General features: G+C 69.5%; 14 protein-coding genes. 4 read left to right on the forward strand and 10 right to left on the reverse strand.

The window, feature by feature from the left end; translation table 11 throughout:
• Positions 1-9 precede the first annotated feature (9 nt).
• Complete coding sequence (locus Pka01_RS02530) at positions 10-987, forward strand: substrate-binding domain-containing protein (protein WP_203880852.1); 978 nt, start codon at positions 10-12, stop codon at positions 985-987.
• Between the two features lie 136 nt (positions 988-1,123).
• On the forward strand, positions 1,124-2,926 hold the full coding sequence (locus tag Pka01_RS02535) for a discoidin domain-containing protein (protein ID WP_203880853.1): 1,803 nt from the start codon (positions 1,124-1,126) through the stop codon (positions 2,924-2,926).
• Between the two features lie 99 nt (positions 2,927-3,025).
• On the opposite strand, the gene Pka01_RS02540 is transcribed toward Pka01_RS02535, so the two are convergent.
• From Pka01_RS02540 to Pka01_RS02590, 8 genes are all read right to left on the reverse strand, one after another.
• Entirely contained in the window at positions 3,026-4,039 is a 1,014-nt protein-coding gene (locus Pka01_RS02540) for an ABC transporter permease (RefSeq protein ID WP_203880854.1), read from the reverse strand.
• Positions 4,036-5,532 carry a sugar ABC transporter ATP-binding protein gene (locus Pka01_RS02545; protein WP_203880855.1) on the reverse strand — a complete coding sequence of 499 codons (1,497 nt, stop codon included), beginning with the start codon at positions 5,530-5,532 and terminating at the stop codon, positions 4,036-4,038. The genes Pka01_RS02540 and Pka01_RS02545 overlap by 4 nt, the downstream gene beginning before the upstream one ends.
• Entirely contained in the window at positions 5,532-6,578 is a 1,047-nt protein-coding gene (locus tag Pka01_RS02550) for a sugar ABC transporter substrate-binding protein (RefSeq protein WP_203880856.1), read from the reverse strand. The genes Pka01_RS02545 and Pka01_RS02550 overlap by 1 nt, the downstream gene beginning before the upstream one ends.
• A 152-nt stretch (positions 6,579-6,730) precedes the next feature.
• Positions 6,731-8,017 carry an L-fuconate dehydratase gene (locus Pka01_RS02555; RefSeq protein ID WP_203880857.1) on the reverse strand — a complete coding sequence of 429 codons (1,287 nt, stop codon included), beginning with the start codon at positions 8,015-8,017 and terminating at the stop codon, positions 6,731-6,733.
• Complete coding sequence (locus tag Pka01_RS02560) at positions 8,014-8,295, reverse strand: hypothetical protein (RefSeq protein WP_203880858.1); 282 nt, start codon at positions 8,293-8,295, stop codon at positions 8,014-8,016. Before Pka01_RS02560 ends, Pka01_RS02555 begins: the two co-directional genes overlap by 4 nt.
• A gap of 262 nt (positions 8,296-8,557) precedes the next feature.
• The gene (locus tag Pka01_RS40570; RefSeq protein ID WP_239114658.1) at positions 8,558-11,905 is read right to left on the reverse strand and encodes a galactose-binding domain-containing protein; all 3,348 of its coding nucleotides are present in this window, start codon (positions 11,903-11,905) and stop codon (positions 8,558-8,560) included.
• A gap of 60 nt (positions 11,906-11,965) precedes the next feature.
• On the reverse strand, positions 11,966-14,080 hold the full coding sequence (locus Pka01_RS02585; RefSeq protein ID WP_203880859.1) for a ThuA domain-containing protein: 2,115 nt from the start codon (positions 14,078-14,080) through the stop codon (positions 11,966-11,968).
• Between the two features lie 767 nt (positions 14,081-14,847).
• Complete coding sequence (locus Pka01_RS02590; protein ID WP_203880860.1) at positions 14,848-15,519, reverse strand: copper resistance CopC family protein; 672 nt, start codon at positions 15,517-15,519, stop codon at positions 14,848-14,850.
• A gap of 233 nt (positions 15,520-15,752) precedes the next feature.
• Between Pka01_RS02590 and Pka01_RS02595 the strand changes: the two genes are divergently transcribed.
• A complete protein-coding gene (locus Pka01_RS02595) occupies positions 15,753-16,226 on the forward strand; it encodes a GNAT family N-acetyltransferase (protein ID WP_203880861.1) in 474 nt (157 codons plus the stop codon).
• 35 nt (positions 16,227-16,261) lie between these two features.
• On the opposite strand, the gene Pka01_RS02600 is transcribed toward Pka01_RS02595, so the two are convergent.
• Both Pka01_RS02600 and Pka01_RS02605 read right to left on the reverse strand, forming a co-directional pair.
• The gene (locus Pka01_RS02600; RefSeq protein ID WP_203880862.1) at positions 16,262-17,965 is read right to left on the reverse strand and encodes a hypothetical protein; all 1,704 of its coding nucleotides are present in this window, start codon (positions 17,963-17,965) and stop codon (positions 16,262-16,264) included.
• A 25-nt stretch (positions 17,966-17,990) separates the two neighbouring features.
• Positions 17,991-19,181: a bifunctional glycosyltransferase family 2/GtrA family protein gene (locus Pka01_RS02605; protein WP_239114659.1), complete on the reverse strand. Its 1,191-nt coding sequence runs from the start codon at positions 19,179-19,181 to the stop codon at positions 17,991-17,993.
• A 266-nt stretch (positions 19,182-19,447) separates the two neighbouring features.
• Between Pka01_RS02605 and Pka01_RS02610 the strand changes: the two genes are divergently transcribed.
• Entirely contained in the window at positions 19,448-20,353 is a 906-nt protein-coding gene (locus Pka01_RS02610; RefSeq protein WP_203880864.1) for a helix-turn-helix transcriptional regulator, read from the forward strand.
• Positions 20,354-20,437 lie beyond the last annotated feature (84 nt).

Genomic DNA, 20,437 nt, shown 5'->3' on the forward strand with positions numbered 1-20,437 from the left:
GGCCCTTGTATGAACGGGAAGAAACTCAGCGGTCTAGTGGTGGCCGGCGTCCTCGCCGCCGGCCTGGCCGGCTGCTCATCCGGGTCCGGCGACACCGGCGCGGCCGGCGACGACGGCTCCTACACGATCGGCGTGGCCAACTTCACGCTCGGCGGGCCCTACTTCAGCGGCATGGACAAGGCGATCGCCGCGGAGGCCAAGAAGAAGGGCAAGATCGAGATCATCAGCACCGACGCCAACGGAGACGCGGCCAAGCTCGCCTCCAACGTCGAGGACCTGCTGAGCAAGAACGTCGACGCGGTGATCATCTCCGGCGGCCCGCTCGAGTCCGCGCCCGCGGCGCTCAACGCGATCAACTCGGCGGGCAAGCCGGTGGTCCTGGTGGACCGCAAGTTCCAGACCGGTGAGTACACGAGCTGGATCGGCCCGGACAACGAGGCGATCGGCCGGCAGAACGGCGAGTTCCTCGCGCAGAAGCTGCCCGACGGAGGCAAGGTCGCCATCATCAAGGGCGGCCCCGCCGACAACAGCATCGGCCTGGCCCGCACGAACGGCGTCAAGTCGGTGCTCCAGGGCAAGACCGGCATCACTCTGGTCGAGGCCCCCGACTTCGGCAACTGGGGGTCCGACGGCGGGCTGACCGTGATGGAGAGCCTGCTGGCGACCAACGCCGACCTGAAGGCCGTGTTCTGCGAGAACGACGCGATGTGCCTGGGCGCCCAGCGCGCGATCGCGGACGCCGGCAAGGCCGACCAGGTCATCATCGCCGGAGTGGACGGGCAGGCCGAGGCGCTCAAGGCGATCCTGGACGGCACCAACTACCTGGTGACCGGCCTCAACGACGCCGACGTGATCGGCGCGATGGGACTCGACCGCGCGGTGGAGATCCTCAGCGGCGCCACGGTCGAGAAGGACACCGTGGTGCCCTCCCCGATGATCACCAAGGAGAACGCGGCCCAGTACCAGAACCCCGACGGAAGTTTCTGACAGCCGGCCCGCGGTCAGGTGGCGTGCGGCGACGCCACCCACGACCGGCCGCATCCCGCCTCCGGCGTCACGCTCACGCAGGAGCGACACTCCCCGACCGAAGGGCAACGCCATGGGAAGGAAAGCCAGGAGGGTCGTGCGCGCGACGGCCTTCGCCGCGACCGCCTCCACCGTCATCAGCCTCGCGACGTTCGCCGCGGGCGTCCCCGCCTCGGCCGACGACCCCACCCGCCCTGGATGGACCCTGCTCTACTCGGAGGACTTCTCCGCACCGCTCACCGGCGCCGGCGCCCCATGGGTCAAGGAGACCTACAGCCGGCCGTTCGACACGATCATGGACGACTCCGGGCTGTGGTACCAGAACGACTACGGCCCCGCCTGGAACACCGCCTTCAACTCCTTCGCCACCTACCGCAAGGAGTTCACCCTCGGCCAGAACGGCTGGCTGACGGCGTCGCTGTCGGCCCGCGACTTCAACAAGGACGGCGTGCTGGAGTCACCCCCGTCGATCACGACCCAGGCGCTCGGCGGCGAGCACGTCGCCGTGCTCAACGTGCCGGAGTCCACCGGCGGAGCCATCTTCCGCCCCACGAACAAGCTGCCCGAGCAGTACCGCATCGAGTACAAGCTCAAGACCCTCGACTTCGGCGGCAAGCGCAACGGCACGATCGACTACGGCGGCAGGACCAACGGGTACTCCACCCAGGGCTGCAAGACCCAGCACCCCTGGGGTGAGGGGTCACGCTCCCCCGGCTGGACGGGCGACGCGTCGGTGCCGTACTGCCAGTGGCAGAACGTCAGAGAGGGCACCTACGGATACAACGGCTACCACTTCCTGTCGATCGTCGACTTCGCCGACCCCGCGCCGCGGAACAACCACTTCTGGCACTACCACCGCAAGGTGCTGATGGACGCCTTCTCCCAGCACCCGGACCGGGTCGGGACCGGCACCGGCGGCCGGGTCTGCAACTCGGCGAACAACACCTACTACAACTACCGCGACAGCAGCTTCAACACGGTCAACATGTGGATCAGCGGGCTGCCCAACTGGCGGCCCGGACCCGGCGGTCTGGCCGGCAACTCGCAGTGGTTCATGACGAGTTGCTCGGGCGGCGTCGCCGAGCAGCAACTGTCGTCGGCCGCCGAACTGCAGCCCGAGCTCATGCCGAACCAGTTCTACACGTTCGCCATCGAGCGCGACGCGACCGGCTACACGCTGGAGGCGAGCGGCAACTTCGCGCGGGCCGGGCAGAAGACGTTGCGGTTCCACCGCGACTTCATCGTCGGCAACGACCCGATCTGGCACTACAACGTCAAGCCGGGCGAGTACGACGGCCGCTACAACGCGAGCCTCGTGCAGAACGACGCCCACGGCAGCACGACGTGGCCGAACCAGTGGCCGGCCGGGTCGCAGTACCCCGACTCCTTCGTCATCGGCGACCTCTACACCAACGTCTACGAGGGCAGCGCGAGCCTGACCGACATCAGGCTGTACGTGCCCTCCCAGCCGGGCACGACCAACCTCGCGCTGAACAGGCCCGCGACCGCGGACAGCCAGTGCGCGGCGGCCGAGGGCCCGGCCAAGGCCGTCAACGGCAGCTGGACGGGCGGCACTTCCGACAAGTGGTGCTCGCTCGGCGCGAGCAAGTGGCTGCGGGTCGACCTCCAGTCGACCACCAAGGTCGGGCGGCTGGTCGTGCGCCACTCCGGCGCCGGCGGTGAGAAGGCGGCCTGGAACACCCGCGACTTCGACCTCCAGACCAGCGTCAACGGCACGACCTGGACGACGGTGGCGTCGGTGCGGGGCAACACCTCGGACGTCACCACGCACACGTTCACGCCCGCCGACGCGCGGTATCTGCGCGTCAACGTGATCACCCCGACGAACGACACGGACAGGGCTGCCCGGATCTTCGAACTCGAGGCCTACGCCTCCTGACGGCCGGCACACGAGACAAGGGCGCCGGTGCGGATCGCACCGGCGCCCTTCCCGTTGTCCCGGCCGCACGTCCTCCGGAGCCCGTACGGCGAGGGCCGTTCAGTCTTGGGCCTTGCCTCCGGCCAGACGACTGATCATGAGCGCCACCAGGATGATGCCGCCGTAGACGAGCTGCTTCCACTCGCCGGGGACGCCCTTGAGCGTGAGGATGTTCTCCACCAGGCCGATGACCAGCACACCGGTCAGGGCGCCGAGGATGGTGCCCTTCCCGCCGTCCATGCTGACCCCGCCGATCACGGCCGCGGCGAAGACCATGAAGATCCAGCCGTTGCCCTGGTTGGCGCTGATCCCGCCGAGCCTTCCGGTCTCAAGCAGGCCCGCGAGCGCGGCGAGAGTGCCGGCGATCACGAAGACCACCAAAGTGACGCGCTCGACCCGGATGCCCGCCGCCCTCGCGGCGTCGGCGTTGCCGCCGATCGCGTACAACGAGCGGCCGACCCGGAACAGGCGCAGGACGGCGATGCCCGCGAGGAAGAGCACGGCGGTGATCCAGATGGCCGCGGGGACGCCGAGCCAGGTGGCGCTGCCGAGGTAGAGGAACGACTGCGGCAGCGCGAACAGGCTCTTGCCTCCGGTGATGCCGGTCTGGAGTCCGCGCACGACGATCAGCATCGCCAGCGTGACGATGAAGGCCGACAACTGGAACCGCAGGATGAGGAAGCCGTTGAAGGCGCCGACAGCGGCGCCGATCAACAGGCACAGCGGGATCGCCAGCGCCACGGGAAGCTCGATGCCGAAGCCGCCGGCCGTCGTGGGGACGACCAGCATCACCGCGAGGGCCGGAGCCAGGCCGACCGTGGACTCCAGCGAGAGGTCGAACTTCCCGGCGATGAGGATCAGCGCCTCGGCGAGCACCACCAGGGCGAGCGCCGACTGCTGTTGGAGCACGTTGGTCAGGTTGCCGGTCGTCAGGAAGACCGGGTCGATGAACGCGCCCACGACGAGCAGCAGGATGATCACCGGCACCAGCGTGAGGTCCCGGAACCTGCCGAGCCTCAGGCCCACCCCGCGTGACCCGACAGCCAGGGAGTCGGGCACGGCCGATTCGGTCATGAGTCGATACCTTCCATTGCCGCCACGAGATCGTTCTCACTCCAGCCTCGCGGCACGTCCTTGACCACCCTGCCGTGGAACATGACCAGCACCCGGTCGCAGATCCGCAGGTCGTCCAGCTCGTCGGAGACCAGCAGGACACCCGTGCCGTTCGCCGTCGCGTCCTCGACCGCGCCCAGCAGGGACTGCTTGGCCTTGACATCGACCCCGGCGGTCGGGTTGATGACCACAAGCGCCGCCGGGCTGTCCGACAGCGCGCGGGCGAGCACGACCTTCTGCGCGTTGCCGCCCGACAGGTCGCCGACCGGCTGGTCCGGCCCGGTGGTCTTGATGTCCAGATCCTGGATCATCGTCGTGGCCCGGGCCCTGCGTCGCTCCGCGGAGATCATGCCGAACCTGCCCAGCTTGTGGGCGATCGGCATGGTCGCGTTCTCCGCGATCGACAGCAGCGGCACGAAGCCCTCATGGTGGCGGTCCTGCGGGACGAACCCGAGGCCCGCCTTCAGCGCGGCGGACACGTCTCCCGGACGGACCGCCGTCCCGTTGACCGTGACGTCGCCGCCGTCCGGCTTGCGCAGGCCCACCAGCGTCTCCGCCAGGCCGACCTTCCCACTGCTGCCGGAGCCGGCCAGCCCGACGATCTCGCCCGAGCGCACGGTGAGGTCGATGTCCTCGTAACGGTCCTTCAACCGCAGCCCGGACGCGGAGAGCACGACCTTCGCCGTGCCGTCGATCTCCCGCGCCTTCGACTCGTACGCCTGGGTGTCCTCGCCGGTCATCGCCTTGACCAGCTCGTCGTGCGGAAGATCGGCCACCGAGGCGGTGACGATGTGCCTGGCGTCGCGGAACACCGTGACGCTCTGGCAGACCTGGTAGACCTCCTCCAGGTGGTGCGAGATGAACATCATCGTCACTCCCTGCTTCCGCAGGTCGCGCATCCGCTCGAAGAGCCGCTCGATGGCCGGGCCGTCGAGCTGGGCCGTGGGCTCGTCGAGGATGATGAACCTCGCGCCGAAGGACAGCGCCCTGGCGATCTCCACCAGTTGCCGTTCCTCGACGTTGAGGTCGCCCGCGAGGGAGTCGGCGTCCACCGCGACGCCGTACTGGTCGAGCAGTTGCCGGGCGCGGGCACGCAGGGCGCGCCAGTTGATCGGGCCGCGCTCGGTCTGCCGGTTGATGAAGAGGTTCTCCGCGACGGTCAGCGTGGGGATGATCGTCGACTTCTGGTACACACACGCCACCCGGCGCCGCCAGGCGTCCCGGTCGGTCAGCGGCGGCGCGGGCTCGCCCGCGAAGAGGACCTCGCCGAGGTCGGGACGCTGGAGGCCCGTCAGGATCGAGACGAGGGTCGACTTGCCCGCGCCGTTCCGGCCCACCAGCGCGTGGGTCTCTCCGGGGGTGATCACGATCCCGGCGTCGTTGAGGGCGACGGTGGGGCCGAAGCGCTTGGTGATGCCACGCGCTTCGACCGCCGCCGTTTCAGTAACTGTCATTACTTGACCTGGTTGCCCCAGAGCGCGGGGTCGTCCACGTTGTCCTTGGTCACGAGCGGAGCCGGAAGCTGGTCCTCCAGGCCGTTGGGCAGCTGGATGATCGTGCTGTCGTGGTCCGTCGGGCCGGGCTGGAACGTCTTGCCCTCGACGGCCGCCTTGGCGTAGAAGAGCGCGTACTTGGCGTACAGGTCCGCCGGCTGCGAAACGGTCGCGTCGATCGAGCCGTCACGGATCGCGGCGAACTCCTGCGGGATGCCGTCGTTGGAGATGACGAAGATGTGCTTGGGGTCAGTCGGCGGGACGATGAGGTTCTTGGCCTTCAGCACCTGCAGGGTCGGGGCCAGGTGCACACCGCCCGCGTGCATGTAGATGCCCTTGATGTCCGGGTTCTGCTCGAGGCGGGTCTGGAGCATGGACGCGGCCTTGGTGCCGTCCCACTCCGTGGGCTCCTCGAAGACGGTGATTCCGGGGAACTTGGTCTTCATGCACTCGCGGAACGCCTCGGCGCGGTCACGCCCGTTGATCGAGGACAGGGCACCCATGAGCTCAACGATCTTGCCCTTGCCGCCGAGCTTGTCGCCGAGGAACTCGCACGCCTTCTGGCCGTACGCCCGGTTGTCGGCGCGGACGACCATGTAGACCTTGCCGGTGTCCGGCCGGGTGTCCACCGAGACGACGGGGATCTTCTTGCTGTCGAGCGACTGCAGCGTCGAGGCGATCGCACCGGTGTCCTGCGGCGCCATCACGATGGCCTTGGCCCCCTGGCTGACGAGCGCCTGGGTGTTGGCCACGACCTTGGCGATGTCGTTCTGGGAGTTGGTCGGCGGCATCAGGTCGACGCCGAGTTCCTTGGCCATCTCCGGGACGTACTTGTTGTAGGAGTTCCAGAAGTCGGAGTCGGCGCGGGGGAAGTCGACGCCGATCTTGCCGCCCGCGGCGGCGGTCGAGCCGCCGCTCGATCCCGTCGAGGTGTCGGAGGTGGAACCGCAAGCTGCGAGCGCGAGCGCGAGGACGGCGACGCCCGCGGCGCTGACGAAATGTCTCATGCCATCTGGCCTTTCATGACGTGGGGGGTAGAAGGCGAGGACACCAGGTGTCCCCGTCGGCGGCCGGTCGGATGCCTGGCTGGCACCGACAGGCCGGCTGGCCGGCGCGACCGTGCGGGGTCGCGTCCGGCCGGGTGACGCACTCGCCGAACTCACCCATTGCCTCCCCTCCAGACGGGGCCGTCGGGGTAGGAGAACTCGGCGATCGACTCGGGGCGCATCGTGGAGCCGAAGCCCGGCGCGGCCGGCGCGGCGTATCGGCCGCGCCGGATGACGACGGGATCCACGAAGTGCTCATGCAGATGGTCGACGTACTCGATGACCCGGCCCTCCATGGACCCGCTCACCGCGACGTAGTCGAACATCGCCAGGTGCTGGACCAGCTCGCACAGGCCGACTCCCCCGGCGTGCGGGCAGACCGGCACGCCGAACTTGGCCGCGAGGAGCAGGATCGCGAGGTTCTCGTTGACCCCGCCGACCCTGGCCGCGTCGAGCTGGAGGTAGGAGACCGCGCCCGCCTGGAGCAACTGCTTGAAGACCATGCGGTTCTGCACGTGCTCGCCGGTGGCGACCGGGATGGGCGCGATCCTGCGCGCGATGGCGGCGTGGCCGAGCACGTCGTCGGGGCTGGTCGGCTCCTCGACCCACCACGGGTCGAACTCCGCCAGCGCCTCGACCCACTGGACGGCCGTGTCCACGTCCCAGCGCTGGTTGGCGTCGACGGCGATGGGGAATCCGGTGCCGCAGACCTCACGGGCGACCCGCATGCGGCGGATGTCGTCGTCGAGGTCGGCGCCGACCTTCAGCTTGATCTGCGTGAAGCCGTCGGCCAGCGCCTCCTTGCACAGGCGGCGCAGCTTTTCGTCGTCGTAGCCGAGCCAGCCGGGCGAGGTCGCGTACGCGGGGTAGCCGTCGGCCTGGAGGCGGGCGATCCGCTCCTGCCTGCCCGGCTCGGCCTTGCGGAGGATCTCCAGCGCCTCGCCGGGGGTGAGGGCGTCGGTGATGTAACGGAAGTCGACGAGGTCGACGATCTCCTCGGGCGACATCTCACTCAGCAGCAGCCAGAGCGGCTTGCCCTCCCGCTTGGCCTTGAGGTCCCACAGGGCGTTGACGACCGCGGAGATCGCCATGTGCATGACGCCCTTCTCCGGGCCCAGCCAGCGCAGCTGCGAGTCGCCCACCATGCCGCGCGACAACGCGCCGATGTCGGAGCAGTCCCGCCCCACCACGTGGGGTTCGAGGGCTTTGATCGCGGCCGTCTGCACGTCGTTGCCGCGGCCGATCGTGAAGGCGAACCCGTGCCCCTCGTGACCGTCCTCGGTCCTGAGCACCACATAGGCGGCGGAGTAGTCGGGATCGGGGTTCATGGCGTCGGAGCCGTCCCGCTCCCGCGACGTGGGGAAGCGGATGTCGTGCGTCTCCAGGGAGGTGATCTTCACGCCCGTCCCGCCGTCCGGCCGGCGACGGCCTCGTGGGAGCGATCCATCCGACCAATGAGCGCCGACACCTTCATCCCGAAGAACGCCTTTGGGTTATTCTCCCCAAAAGAGGCACCCACGAGGGCTTCCGCCTGTCCGACGAGGCGCGCAGGTCGGGAGACCGGCGCCACCGGCGCCGGAGAACCCGCCGCGCCGCGTTGATCGAGCTGCGAGAAGCCGATGGACATGGCCGAGCGTGGATGGGCGACGCCACCCGGACCAACCGGCAGCAGCTTCACAACGCCTCCAATACATCCGATGTTTCGCCAAGAATGTCCGGTGGCTGCGTGCAAGTCAAGGGTTTCCGGCAGGAATACATCGGATAACTCGACGCCGATCGGCCGTGTTAGACGGAGGAGTCAGGCGGACATCGGATCTCCTCGGGATGAGGCCCGGCGGAGGCCGCGCCGGCCGCGCCGGCCGCGCCGCGACGGACCGGGCCGGCGTCCGCGAGGGACACCGGCCCGTCCACTGTTCCCGACGACTGTTCCCGACCGCTGTTCAGGCGCCGTAGACCTCGAACTCCCACAGCGAGTAGCCGTACTGCGGGAGCCCGCGCTGTGTGCCGTACATCCGCACGTACCGCCCGGTGCCGGAGACGACGAGGTCGTCCACCCCGCCGTCCCCGCTGGTCGTGGAGTACACGGTCGACCAGGTGGCGTTATCAGGAGACGTCTGGATCTGGTAGGCCCTGCCGTACGCCGCCTCCCAGTTCAGCCGCACCCGGCTGAGCGAGCGGGACGAACCCAGATCCACCGAGATCCACTGCGGGTCGCCGTACGCGCTGCTCCACCGCGTCGCCGCGTTGCCGTCCACCGACAGCGACCCCACCCGGCCGTTGTCAGGCTCCACGCTGGACGTGGCCGTCGGGCGGCCGGACGACAGCAGGGTTCCGCCGCCGGCGACGGGGGTGCCGTAGACGTTGAGGTCCCACAACGAGTAGCCGTACTGCGGGAGCCCGCGCTGCGTGCCGTAGACGCGGACGTACCGCCCGGTGCCGGAGACGACGAGGTCGTCCACCCCGCCGTCCCCGCTGGTGGTGGAGTACACGGTCGACCAGGTGGCGTTGTCCGCGGACGTCTGCACCTGGTACGCCCTGCCGTACGCCGCCTCCCAGTTCAGCCGCACCCGGCTGAGCGCGTAGGAGGCCCCGAGGTCGACCGAGATCCACTGCGGGTCACTGTAGGCGCTGCTCCACCGCGTCGCCGGGTTGCCGTCCACCGCCAGCGACCCCACCCGGCCGGCGTCGGGCTCCACGCTGGAGGTCGCCGTCGGACGGCCCTGGGCGAGGTCGCTCGAGGTGGTCGGCGGCGTGCTGACGCCGGGGCCGACGAAGGTGTAGCTGTCGACGTCGAACAGCGCGTTCGCGCCGGTGTTGTTACCGGTGAACACCAGGTAGAGGTCATGCGTGCCGTCGTCCGGCCTCGTGACCGGCGCGGTCAGCTCGACGTAGTCGTCCCAGCCTCCCGTGCCGGTGACCGCGAGGCGGGCGACCTCGGGACCCGTCGGCGAGTCGTACCGGAAGGAGAGGGTGCCGCCGGCGTTCGCCGACGACACGCGGGCCTTCACTCCGGTGATGCCCTTCAGGCTGACCGCGTGGTGCCGCACCCACTCCCCGCTCTGGATGTCGCCGAGCCTCCTGCCGCCTTCCGCCGCCGCCTGGTCGACGACCTTCGGCCCGTTGAGCTGGACGAAGTGCTCGGCCTGCCACTGCTTCGGCCAGACGGAGATCTCCTTCTCCCCCGTCAGCGCGACCGTGCCGGGGGCGCCGCGGTCGGTGTAGGAGGCCCGCAGGACGAAGAACTGCACGGCGTCGGGACCGGCGTGCACGGGGCCGGTGTTGACGGTGAACCCGCAGCCGGTGCCCTGCCCCTCCTCATGTGCGTGTTCCTGGTGCCCCAGGGCCGCCCGGATGACGACGTCGGCGCAGCCGACCGTGCCGTCCTGCGGATCGGTCGCGCTCGCGGTCGTGGTGAGGTTCTCGCCCCAGCTCCACATGCCGCCCGCCGGGATGCCCGCCAGCGTGACCGTGGGCCGGTTGTTGCCGACCACGACGGGGATCACCGCCGTGCCCGTGTGACCGGCGGGGTCTCGTACGGTCAGACGCGCCCGCTTGTCTCCGTTGGTGGTGTAGGTGAACGACGGGTTGGCGGCCGTGGAGTCGGTGGTGCCGTTGTCGTCGAAGTCCCAGGCGTAGGTGATGGGGTCGCCGTCGGGATCGGACGATCCCGCGCTGGAGAACGTCACCGCGAGCGGCGTCAGGCCGTTGTCCCTGTTCGCCGTGGCCACCGCGACCGGCGACCGGCCGCCCTGGACATAGTTGATCTTGTACAGCCCGGCGTCCGCCGCGCCGGAGAAGTAACCGCTGCCGTACTCCAGCAGGTACAACGATCCGTCGGGCCCGAACTCCATGTCGATCGGGTGGACGAGGTTCATCCCCGCGAGCACCGGCTCGATGATCGTCGGGTTCCCCGTGGCGGGGTTTCCGTTGTCGAACTGGACCTCCTTGATCCAGTTGCGGCAGTACTCGGAGATGATCCACTTGTTGTCGTAGTAGGCGGGCCACTTCACGTCCGAGGCCAGGTTCGGGTCGTAGTGGTAGACCTCGGCGTGGTTGGGCGAGCCGCAGCCGCCGGGGTTGTCGAGCGCGGGCCACTCCCTGCTGCCGCCGTGCTGCTCCCACACCAGCGAGGGTTTGGTGGGGGGAAGCTGCTGGAGTCCGGTGTTGCGCGGCGAGTTGTTCACCGGGCCCGTCGTCCCGCCGCACGGGAACCAGCCGCGCGGGGCGTTGGCCGCGAAGTCCCAGTCGTTGTAGGCGACGTTCGGGCCGCCGCAGTACGGCCAGCCGTGGTTGCCCGGGCCGGTCGCCCGGTTGAACTCGTCGTAGGCCGCCGGCCCCCGGTTCGGAATCGTCGCGCCCGCGTCCGGTCCCACCTCGCCCCAGTAGAGGGTGTCGTCCGCCTTCTTGTCGACCCAGATCCGGTACGGGTTGCGATCGCCCATGATGTAGATCTCGGGCCGCGTCTTCGCCGTGCCCGGCGGGAAGAGGTTGCCGGCCGGGATCGTGTAGGTACCGTCGTTCTCCGGGTGGATCCGGTTGATCTTCCCGCGCAGGTCGTTGGTGTTGCCCGCCGTGCGCTGCGCGTCGTACTGCGGGTTGCTGGCCGGCCGCTCGTCGATGGGCGCCATGCCCGCCGAGTCGCCGCCGGAGTTGGTGTTGTCGCCCACCGCGAAGTACAGGTTCTCGTTCGAGTCCCAGGTCATCGAGCCGGCCGAGTGGCAGCACAGGTCACGCTCGGTCGGCCATTCGATGATCATGTCCTCGCTCGCGGGGTCGAGGACGCCGGCCGCGGTGCTGAAGGTGAACCGCGAGATCCGGTTGACCAGCGGCGTCACCTTCGGCGAGTAGAAGAGGTACACCCAGTGGTTGGCGGCGAAGCGCGGGTGGATCGTGATGCCGATGAGCCCGTCCTCGAACCGGGCGTCGAGCTGCAGCGTCAGCGCCACGGTCGTGCTCTTGGTGGCGGGGTTGTACAGGCGCACCTGGCCGCCGCCGGAGCTGCTGCCCCGGTTGATGTAGAGGACCTTGCCGTCGGGGAGGACCGACAACTCGATGGGCTCGCCCATCGAGAGCCCGCCGTCCAGCTTGACCTTCTCGAACCCGCTCGTGGGAGGCGGAGCGAGGGCGGCCGTGGGCTGAGCTTCGGGGACGGCGGCGGAGGCGGGAACTCCGGCGACCGCCGTCGCCGCGAGCGTGAGGACGAGGGCGCCGACGACCGTCCGAAGGCGCGCGAAACCGACCACGATGTCTCCTGGGGGGGTGCGGAGGCGGATGTGCGTCGTGCTCACGGGGGCTCCGGGCCTTGCGAAGACCCGGAGCCCCCGGTGTCGTTGCGGGTGGCGAGAGGGTCAGGTGCCGTAGACCTGCAGTTCCCAGAGCGAGTAGCCGTAGGGCGTCAGCCCCCGCTGTGTGCCGTGGATCCGCACGTATCGGCCGGTGCCGGAGACGCTCAGGTCGTCGATGCCGCCGTCACCCGTGGTGGTGGAGTAGACGGTCGTCCACGTCGCGTTGTCCGGCGACGTCTGCACCTGGTAGGCCCTGCCGTACGCGGCCTCCCAGTTCAGCACGACCCTGCTGATCGAGCGGGACGAGCCGAGGTCGACCGAGATCCACTGCGGATCGGAGTACAGGCTCCCCCAGCGCGTCGCCGTGCTGCCGTCGACGGCGTTCGCCCCGACCAGCACGTTGCCGGTCTCGACGCTGGAGGTGGCCGTGGGACGTCCCTGCGAGAGCAGAGCCGGCCCGGTTCCGGCCGGCGTGCCGTACACGTTGAGGTCCCACAACGAGTAGCCGTACTGCGTGAGCCCGCGTTGCGTGCCGTAGACGCGGACGTACCGCCCGGTGCCCGACAGGGCCACGTCGTCGACGCCGCCGTCCCCGCCGGTGGTGGAGTAAACGGTCGTCCAGGTGGCGTTGTCCGGCGACGTCTGGATCTGGTACGCCCTGCCGTACGCGGCCTCCCAGTTCAGTCGGACCCGGTTGAGCGCGTAGGAGGCCCCGAGGTCGACCGAGATCCACTGCGGGTCGCTGTAGGCGCTGCCCCAGCGGGTGGAGGCGTTGCCGTCGACCGCGAGCGAGCCGGTAAGTGTGCTGCCGCTCTGCACGCTGGAGGTCGCCGTCGGACGGCCCTGCGCGAGGTCCGTGGCCGCGGGAGCCCCTCCGTCTCCCTTGATCCGGATGTTGCGGTAGTTGATGTCGGCGCCGTCGCCGTCGTTCTGCACGCCGATGTATCCGGACGCGATGTCCCGGCTGCTGGTGTAGTCGTTGATCTTGACGCCGTTGAGGAAGATCTCGACGTGCCGGCCGTGTACGGCGATCTCGTAGGTGTTCCAGGATCCCGGCGGGTTGAGGTTGGCCGCGCGCAGGGCGGCGTCGGGCGCCCTGAAGCTGTAGACGCTGCCGGTCGTGCGGGTCGGGTCGGCGTCGCTGGCGTCGATCTGGATCTCGTGGCCCTGGTCGACCGGCTTCCACGGGTCGCCCTGCGGATCGGGGAAGCCGATGAAGACGCCGCCGTTGTCGTCACCCGGCATCATCCAGTCGAGCTTGAGCGAGTAGTTCGAGAAGGTGCTGACCGGGTACCACAGCAGCCCCATCCCGCCGAAGGAGGTCAGCGTGCCGTCGGCCAGCGTGAAGCCGCCGGGGCCGGCCATCCGCCAGCGGTCGAGGCTCGCCTGGGTGCCGTCGAACAGCGGGGTGTAGCCGGTCTCAGGACGGCAGTCGGCCGGCTTGGCACGTGCGGCGATCTGGATGCCGCCGAGCAGCATCCTGGTGAAGTTCGGGTCGGCGTAGGACTCCTCGGTGTGGCCGAGGCCGGTGTACCACGCGCGGCCGCCCATGTAGTCGTGGCACCAGGTGATGGGGTGGTCGCCCATGGATCCGCCCGAGTACGACGACTCGTCAAGGCCGGCGAGCACCTTCACGTTCGCCCGCGGGTTCGTGCGGTAGTTGTACCACTCGTCGGTCCGCGTCCAGGCCTGCGGCAGGTGCGAGGTGGACACGTTGGCCCGGTCCTCGACCCGGACGACCGCCTGCTGGGTCGCCGGATGCGAATTGAACCAGGCCCCGACCAGCCCGCCGTACCAGGGCCAGTCGTACTCGGTGTCGGCGGCCGCGTGCACGCCGACGTAGCCGCCACCCGACGCGATGTAGGACTGGAACGCCGCCTGTTGCGCGCCGTCGAGGACGTCGCCGGTCGTCGACAACCAGACGACGGCCTGGTACTGGGCGAGGTTCGCCGTGGTGAACGCCGCCGCGTCCTCGGTGGCGACCACCGTGAACCCGTTGGCCGCGCCCAGTTGCCGGATCGCCGCGATGCCGTTGGGGATGGAGGAGTGGCGGAATCCTGCCGTCTTCGAGAAGACGAGGATCTTGGTCAGCGGTGCCGAGAGCGCGGCGGCCTGAACGGTCAGGACGGCCGCGCCGGCGACGACGAGCGCGAGGACTGCCCGGATGATCGCACGCATGAGCCACCCCCTGTCATCCGGCGAACGCGGAACGGGACGGCAGCGCCAACCGCAGCGTCGTCGGCAGCGTCGTCGGCGTTGGCCGAGACGCCGGGAGGGACTCCGAGAGAAGGACGAAGGCGGGCACACATGGGCACATGCGGTACTCCTTCTGGAGAAAGAGGAGCGCGCCGCCGCACCTGGTGAGAAGTATTCACGGCAACCCGAGAACTTTTGTTGCCGCCAACGAAAGATTGGCACAATGGAACGAAAGCGTCAACATTCGTCGGATCGGTCGGACCACTGACGCCCGACACTGATCACGATGGGTGTTATTGATCTTCATACATCGGATGTGTAGGAGATCGAGATCTCTGAGTTTCGACTTCGAAACGACAAAAATCAGACCTGATCCGCGCCACTGGCGCGTTTCTGGAGCGGTCCCGCGGACACAGTGGCGCGTGAGACGTCTATTGACTGGCCAATACATCCAATGTTAACTGCGCCTGACAGTCCAGATTCGGAGCAAGTGCGACGGTGTGCCGGGCCGACGGCCTCCGTCCTCGAGCGCCGGGTCTGTGCTGGAGAGGGGCCCGGTGGGCAGGCACGTCAGCCGGTCGCCGATCGCCGGGCTTACGGCGGCTCACCGGCCCCTCTGCCCGTCGTACGGCCAGGCGGCACGCCGCGCGGAACTCCACGGCGCTCCCCCGGGCAACCTCCCCGGCAACCGTGCAGAACTCTCCGGCGCCGAAGCTCCCACGCCCCCGCGGTGCACGCGGGGCCAGGGGTCAGGCCGTGTCCCCCGGGCGGTCGAAACCGGACGGACGGTCAGGACCCGCGGTGTGGTCGGGACCCGCGGCGTGGTCGGGGCTCGCCGGATGTTCGGGCTTCTTGCGGCGGCCGAGCATGGCCGCCCCTGCGGCGACGACGAGCAGGGCGAACCCGCCCCAGAGCAGCAGGGGACTGTTCGAGCCCGTGTCCCCGGCCGCCTCGCTCCCCGCGGTGTCTCCGGCGGTGTCTCCGGCGGTGTCTCCGGCGGTGTCTCCCGCCGCGGGCGGCGCGGTCGCGGCGGCCGGAGGCGCCGCCCCGCCCGAAGCTGCCTTCACCGTGAAGGGGATCTCCCCCTCGACGGGATGGCCGTCGGAGGAGACGACCCGCCACGCGATGACATAGCTCCCGGACGGAAGCGGACCGGCGACGTTCTGGGTCACCTTCGGCCCGTCGGCGAGTGGCTTGCCGGACTCGAACCGGCGCCCGGCGGTGTCGTGGAGGATCACGACAGGGAAGGTCACGTGCGCGCTGAACTCCAACTCGATCCGGTCGAGGGTGGAGACGACGGCGTTCTTCGCGGGCGTGCTGCTCTTCAGGCTGTCATGTGCCAGAGCGGGCGGTGCGAGCGCCGCCACGAGCGCGCCCCCCAGGCACAGGACGAGCATCGCCTTGATGGCGGAGATCTTCATGGGACCAACTCCGAACGCGTGAAGAAGGCGTGAGCCGTCACACTTTCCGCGAGCCGTGAGAGACCGGACGGGCGCGCGTGTCGCGACGAATTCTGTCACAGAACCCCCTCGGTCCCCCGGACGGCCACGCTGGCCGGGGCCGGTCTGCGGCGAAGAATCGCGAGGTCAATAGGATGCGGCTGCCGATCGTCCGTTCGGCGGGAAGATCCCGTCCCGGCTCATTGAAAGCGCAGATGACCACCGAGCACACGCACGAGTTCCGTCTGGTCGCTCCGGGGGACGCCGCCCTCCGCCCGCTCCTCGACGACCTCGCGATCGAGTACCACCGCCGCTACGGACCCAACAACGAGCTGGCCCGTTTCCCCGACTCCGACTTCTCGCCGCCGGACGGCGGCTTCCTGGTCCTCGTCGAGAACGGGGAGACCACGGCGGGCGGCGCCTTCCGCCGCCACGACGAGTCCACGGCCGAGCTGAAGCGCATCTGGACGCATCCCAGCCACCGCCGCCGCGGGCTCGCCCGCCTCGTCGTCCGGGAGCTGGAACGCGAGGCGGCCGCGCGCGGCTACCAGCGGGTCGTCCTCAGCACGGGCCCGCGCCAGCCCGAAGCGATCGCCCTGTATCTGGCGGGCGGCTACCGCCCGCTGTTCGACGTGACCGCCGCCCCGGAGACGGTCGGAGAGCACGTGTTCGACAAGACCCTCGTCTGACGCATCTCGCCGGCCGCCCCCGCCCGCCGGAGCCGTCAGCGCAGGATGTACAGGACGCTGTCCCCCAGATCCCGCCGCTCCACCCCGAGGCCGTCGACCGGGCGCTCGAGCGCGTTCTGGAACGCCGTCCCCCTGGCTCGATCACGGGGGACGACGACCTCGCGCACGCCCATGTTCCGCAAGTAGCCGATCGAGTACGGCTCGGGGAACGCCCTCGTCACCTCGATGACCTCGGACATCATCTCGGGGGTGAACGATGCGGCGCCGTTCACCGTCGGGTAGAACCTCCCGGCCGACCAGATCAGGGACAGGGCGTCCTGGCCGTGCTCGTCGGGAAGCGTCAGCACGGGCCCACTGATCTGGGACATCGCGGCGGGCGGCGGCGGCACCTCCGGATTCGGGACGGCCTGCAGTCCCTCGGCGCACACGAGCAGCGGCACCACCAGCAGGACGTGCCTGAACCGGCCCGCGCGCACGGCCAGGCGGGTCACGGCCCCCGCGGCCAGCAGCCCGAGCAGGAGCACGGTGTACATCACGAACCTGCCGGGCGTCCGCAGCGCCTCGAAGCCCGGAAGCAGATGCCGGGCGGGCAACCACGTGAGGGCGCCGCCCAGGAACGTCGTGCCCAGGGCCAGCACCAGCGTGCCCGCGACGCCGAGCAGGAGCAGGAGCCGGGTCCGCGGCCTCCACGTCGTCACCGCCAGCCCGGCGATCGCCACGAGCACCACCACCAGACCGGGGAACAGGCACATCTCGATCGGCCAGCCGAGGCCGGCGCGGGCTCCCGCGGTGAGCCGGCCCCACACCACGGAGTAGTCGGGGGCGGCCAAGAAGGCCCGGAAGGGCGGCGAGAAGAACTCGAGCGCCCTTTCGCTCCGCGCCTCGGCGACCTGCGGATTCTCCTTCGCCACCTGCAGGAAGACGGCGCCGACGGCGAGCGTGACCGCCGCGAACCCGGCGCCGCCCGCCAGGTTGGCGATCAGCAGCCTTCGCGGCAGGTTCGGCCGGCCGGCCCGCAGCCAGCCGGCGGCCCCCGCCGCCACGACGAGGATCAGCAGGTACAAGGCGGGCAGCCCGATCGCGAAGCCCAGGCTGAGCTGCCAGGCCGCGAGCGCCCAGGCGGCGACCACCATCCAGGGCCGCGCCGGTCCGCGGAACCAGCCTCGCCTGCCGATCCCGTTGCCCCTCAGCAGCAGCGCGATCGCCAGCGGGATGGCGCCGCTGATGAGGATGTTGAGGTGGATCGCGTGAGACAGGCGCCACGGGCTGAAGGCGAACGCCGCTCCCGCGACGAGCGCGCCGATCCAGCCGCTGCCGAGCTGGCGGGCGAGCAGGTACGCGCCCGCGAACGCGAAGGCGGAAGCCAGGACGTACGCCACGTTGTACCGGACGAGGGCGTCCCCCATGTCGGACACGCCGATGCCGAACGGTGCCAGCCCGAGCAGGGTGTCGCTGAACACCCCGGTGTGGGGCAGCGGCCAGTAGGCGTTCGCGTCGAACGGGTGGCCGATCTGGCTCACCAGCGCATGGCCGTACCAGGCGATCTCCCACGCGAAGAACAACGGGTCGCCGAAGTCGCCCGGGATGGTGCGGCCGGGGTCGGCCATGACCGGCCAGGTCATGAGCACGGCGAGAGCCAGCGCCCCCACCCCGAGGGCGCCCACCTCCACGGGCACCCGGTCGAGCAGTCGACGCCCGGTCCTGGCGGCCGGACGGGAGACGGTGAGGCTGACGGGCATCGCGCTTCCTTTCGTCACGACGTGCTCAGGCGACGGCCTCGCGGGTCCGCCGCGGGTTGAACACCCACGCGCGCAACAGCAGGAATCTGACCAGCGTGGCCAGCCCGTTGGCCACGACCACGGCGCACAGCTCCGCGTGCGTCGACGGCGCCGGCACGAGCAGATGGAGCAGCGCGAGGCCGCCCGTGCTCAGGACCAGGCCGATCAGGAAGGCGATCCCGCCTTCCAGCTGGTGCCGTACGGCTCTGGTCCGGCCGGTCACGAGGAAGGTGAAACGCCGGTTGGCCGCGGTGTTGGCGACCGCGGTCGCGGCGAGCGCCAGCCCGTTGGCGGCGATCGCGGCCATGACCGTCCGCAGGCCCATGTAGAGCATGAGATGGACGAAAGTGCTGATCAGCCCGACGATCGCGAAGCTCGACAACTGACGCGCCATGCCGGCGGGCAACCTGGCCTGCTGCACCTTCTCCGGGATCGGCAGGCGTGCCGCTCCGGACAGGGTCTTGCGCGCCACCCGGACCACTCCCCTGAGGTCGTCGCGGGCCGTCCTGAGGATGTCCACCCGGCTGTCGGGATCGTCGACCCAGTCCACGGGCACCTCGTGGATGCGCAGCCCGTGCTGCTCGGCCAGCAGCAGCAGTTCGGTGTCGAAGAACCACTCCTCGTCCTCGACCGCCGGCAGCAGCACCTGGGCGACGTCCGCGCGCACGGCCTTGAACCCGCACTGGGCGTCGGAGAACCGCACCCCCAGGGTCGATCGCAGGAGCAGGTTGTAGCCCCGCGAGATGAACTCGCGCTTGGCACCACGCGTCACGTTCGACCCGCGGGACAACCGGGTGCCGATGGCCAGGTCGCTGTGCCCGGACAGGAGGGGCGCGACCAGCGGCAGAAAGGCATTCAAATCGGTGGACAGATCCACGTCCATGTAGGCGACCACGTCCGCGTCGCTGTCGGCCCACACTCTGCGCAGGGCCCTGCCCCGGCCCTTCTTCTCAAGGTGCACCGCCCGGACGTTGGGCAAATCGCCCGCGAGGTCCATGGCGAGGGGCCACGTCCCGTCGGTGCTGTCATTGTCGGCAATCGTTATGAGATATCCGTACGGAAATGTCGTCGCCAAGTAGTCGTGGAGACGGCGGATGCTGTCGTCCAGCACGCGCTGCTCGTTGTAGACGGGAACGACCACCTCGACGACCGGATTCACGCTTCTCTCTGCGGTCATCTGACTCATGCCGCACGTCGTACCCGAGCACCGATCCGCCTTTAACCGTCCTGAGTGGATTATTGATGAAGCATTCCCAATAACAGGAAATCATCGCGCGGAAGCCCTTCAAATAAACCAAATATGACATTAACCCGAAAACGGATATATCCCTTTAAGTGGTAATCGGACCGTGGCTCGGGAGGCGGGGCATTCTGCGTGAGCATCTCCATCCTGGGTGTGACAGGGCCAGGTCAGCCCACCTTCGCGCACGTATGGTCGAAGGCATGGAGACCGGCAGCCGGCTCGGGGACTACCTCCGCGCACGGAGAGAGTCGATGCGCCCGGAGGACGTGGGGCTCTCCGACCTCGGACGCCGCAGGACCCTCGGGCTCCGGCGCGAGGAGCTCGCCATGCTGGCGGGCATCAGCACCGACTACTACCTGCGCCTGGAGCAGGGGCGCGACCAGCATCCGTCCGAGCAGGTCCTCGACGCGCTGGCCCGGGCGCTGCAGCTGAACGACGACGCCACCTCGCGTCTCCATCAGCTCGCCCGGCCGCGGCAGCGGCGCCGCCGGGTCGCCGACCGCCCCGAGCGGGTGCAGCCCGGCATCCGGCAGCTGCTCAAGACCTGGTCGGACACCCCGGCGTTCGTCCAGAGCCGCTTTCTCGACGTGCTCGCCGCCAACCCGCTGGCCTGCGCCCTGTCGCCGGTCTACCGGCCAGGCGTCAACGTCCTGCGAGCACTGTTCCTCGATCCCGGCGTCCGCCCGTACTACCGAGACTGGGAGAAGATCACCTCAGGGACGGTGGGCGCCCTGCGCGAGCTCGCCGGGCCCGACGTCGACGACCCTCGGCTCACCGATCTCGTCGGTGAGCTGTCCGTCCGCAGCGAACTCTTCCGCCGTCTGTGGGCTCGTCACGACGTCCGGGCCCGGCGTTGCGGGACCAGCGTCATCGACCATCCCCAGGTCGGGCCGCTGGAACTCCGCTTCGAGAAACTCTCGATCAGCGGCGGCAACGGCCAGCTCCTGGTCATCAAGCACGCCGAGCCCGGAAGTCCCACCGCCCAGGGCCTGTCGCTGCTGGCGAGCATGATCGCTGAGCCGGGCGACCCGCGCGAGCAGGGGCCGAGGCAACCCGATCGATCATCGGACCAGGGCCAGGTGCCCGAAGGTGAGCACGGCGAATAGCACCACGCCGAAGGGCCGTATCGCTACATAGCACCGTGAACTGCCGATTCTCTGTGGGCCGCGTCCCGCCCCTGCCATGCTGAC

It is taken from the genome of Planotetraspora kaengkrachanensis (assembly GCF_016862895.1).
Classification (GTDB): domain Bacteria; phylum Actinomycetota; class Actinomycetes; order Streptosporangiales; family Streptosporangiaceae; genus Planotetraspora; species Planotetraspora kaengkrachanensis.

Bases quoted from the DNA above. Each gene is read 5' to 3' on its own strand.
- Pka01_RS02550 (WP_203880856.1), bottom strand. From the start codon at position 6,578: ATGAGACATTTCGTCAGCGCCGCGGGCGTCGCCGTCCTCGCGCTCGCG.
- Pka01_RS02590 (WP_203880860.1), bottom strand. From the start codon at position 15,519: ATGAAGATCTCCGCCATCAAGGCGATGCTCGTCCTGTGCCTGGGGGGC.
- Pka01_RS02610 (WP_203880864.1), top strand. From the start codon at position 19,448: ATGGAGACCGGCAGCCGGCTCGGGGACTACCTCCGCGCACGGAGAGAG.
- Pka01_RS02600 (WP_203880862.1), bottom strand. From the start codon at position 17,965: ATGCCCGTCAGCCTCACCGTCTCCCGTCCGGCCGCCAGGACCGGGCGT.
- Pka01_RS02530 (WP_203880852.1), top strand. From the start codon at position 10: ATGAACGGGAAGAAACTCAGCGGTCTAGTGGTGGCCGGCGTCCTCGCC.
- Pka01_RS02595 (WP_203880861.1), top strand. From the start codon at position 15,753: ATGACCACCGAGCACACGCACGAGTTCCGTCTGGTCGCTCCGGGGGAC.
- Pka01_RS02540 (WP_203880854.1), bottom strand. From the start codon at position 4,039: ATGACCGAATCGGCCGTGCCCGACTCCCTGGCTGTCGGGTCACGCGGG.
- Pka01_RS02545 (WP_203880855.1), bottom strand. From the start codon at position 5,532: ATGACAGTTACTGAAACGGCGGCGGTCGAAGCGCGTGGCATCACCAAG.
- Pka01_RS02585 (WP_203880859.1), bottom strand. From the start codon at position 14,080: ATGCGTGCGATCATCCGGGCAGTCCTCGCGCTCGTCGTCGCCGGCGCG.
- Pka01_RS02605 (WP_239114659.1), bottom strand. From the start codon at position 19,181: ATGACCGCAGAGAGAAGCGTGAATCCGGTCGTCGAGGTGGTCGTTCCC.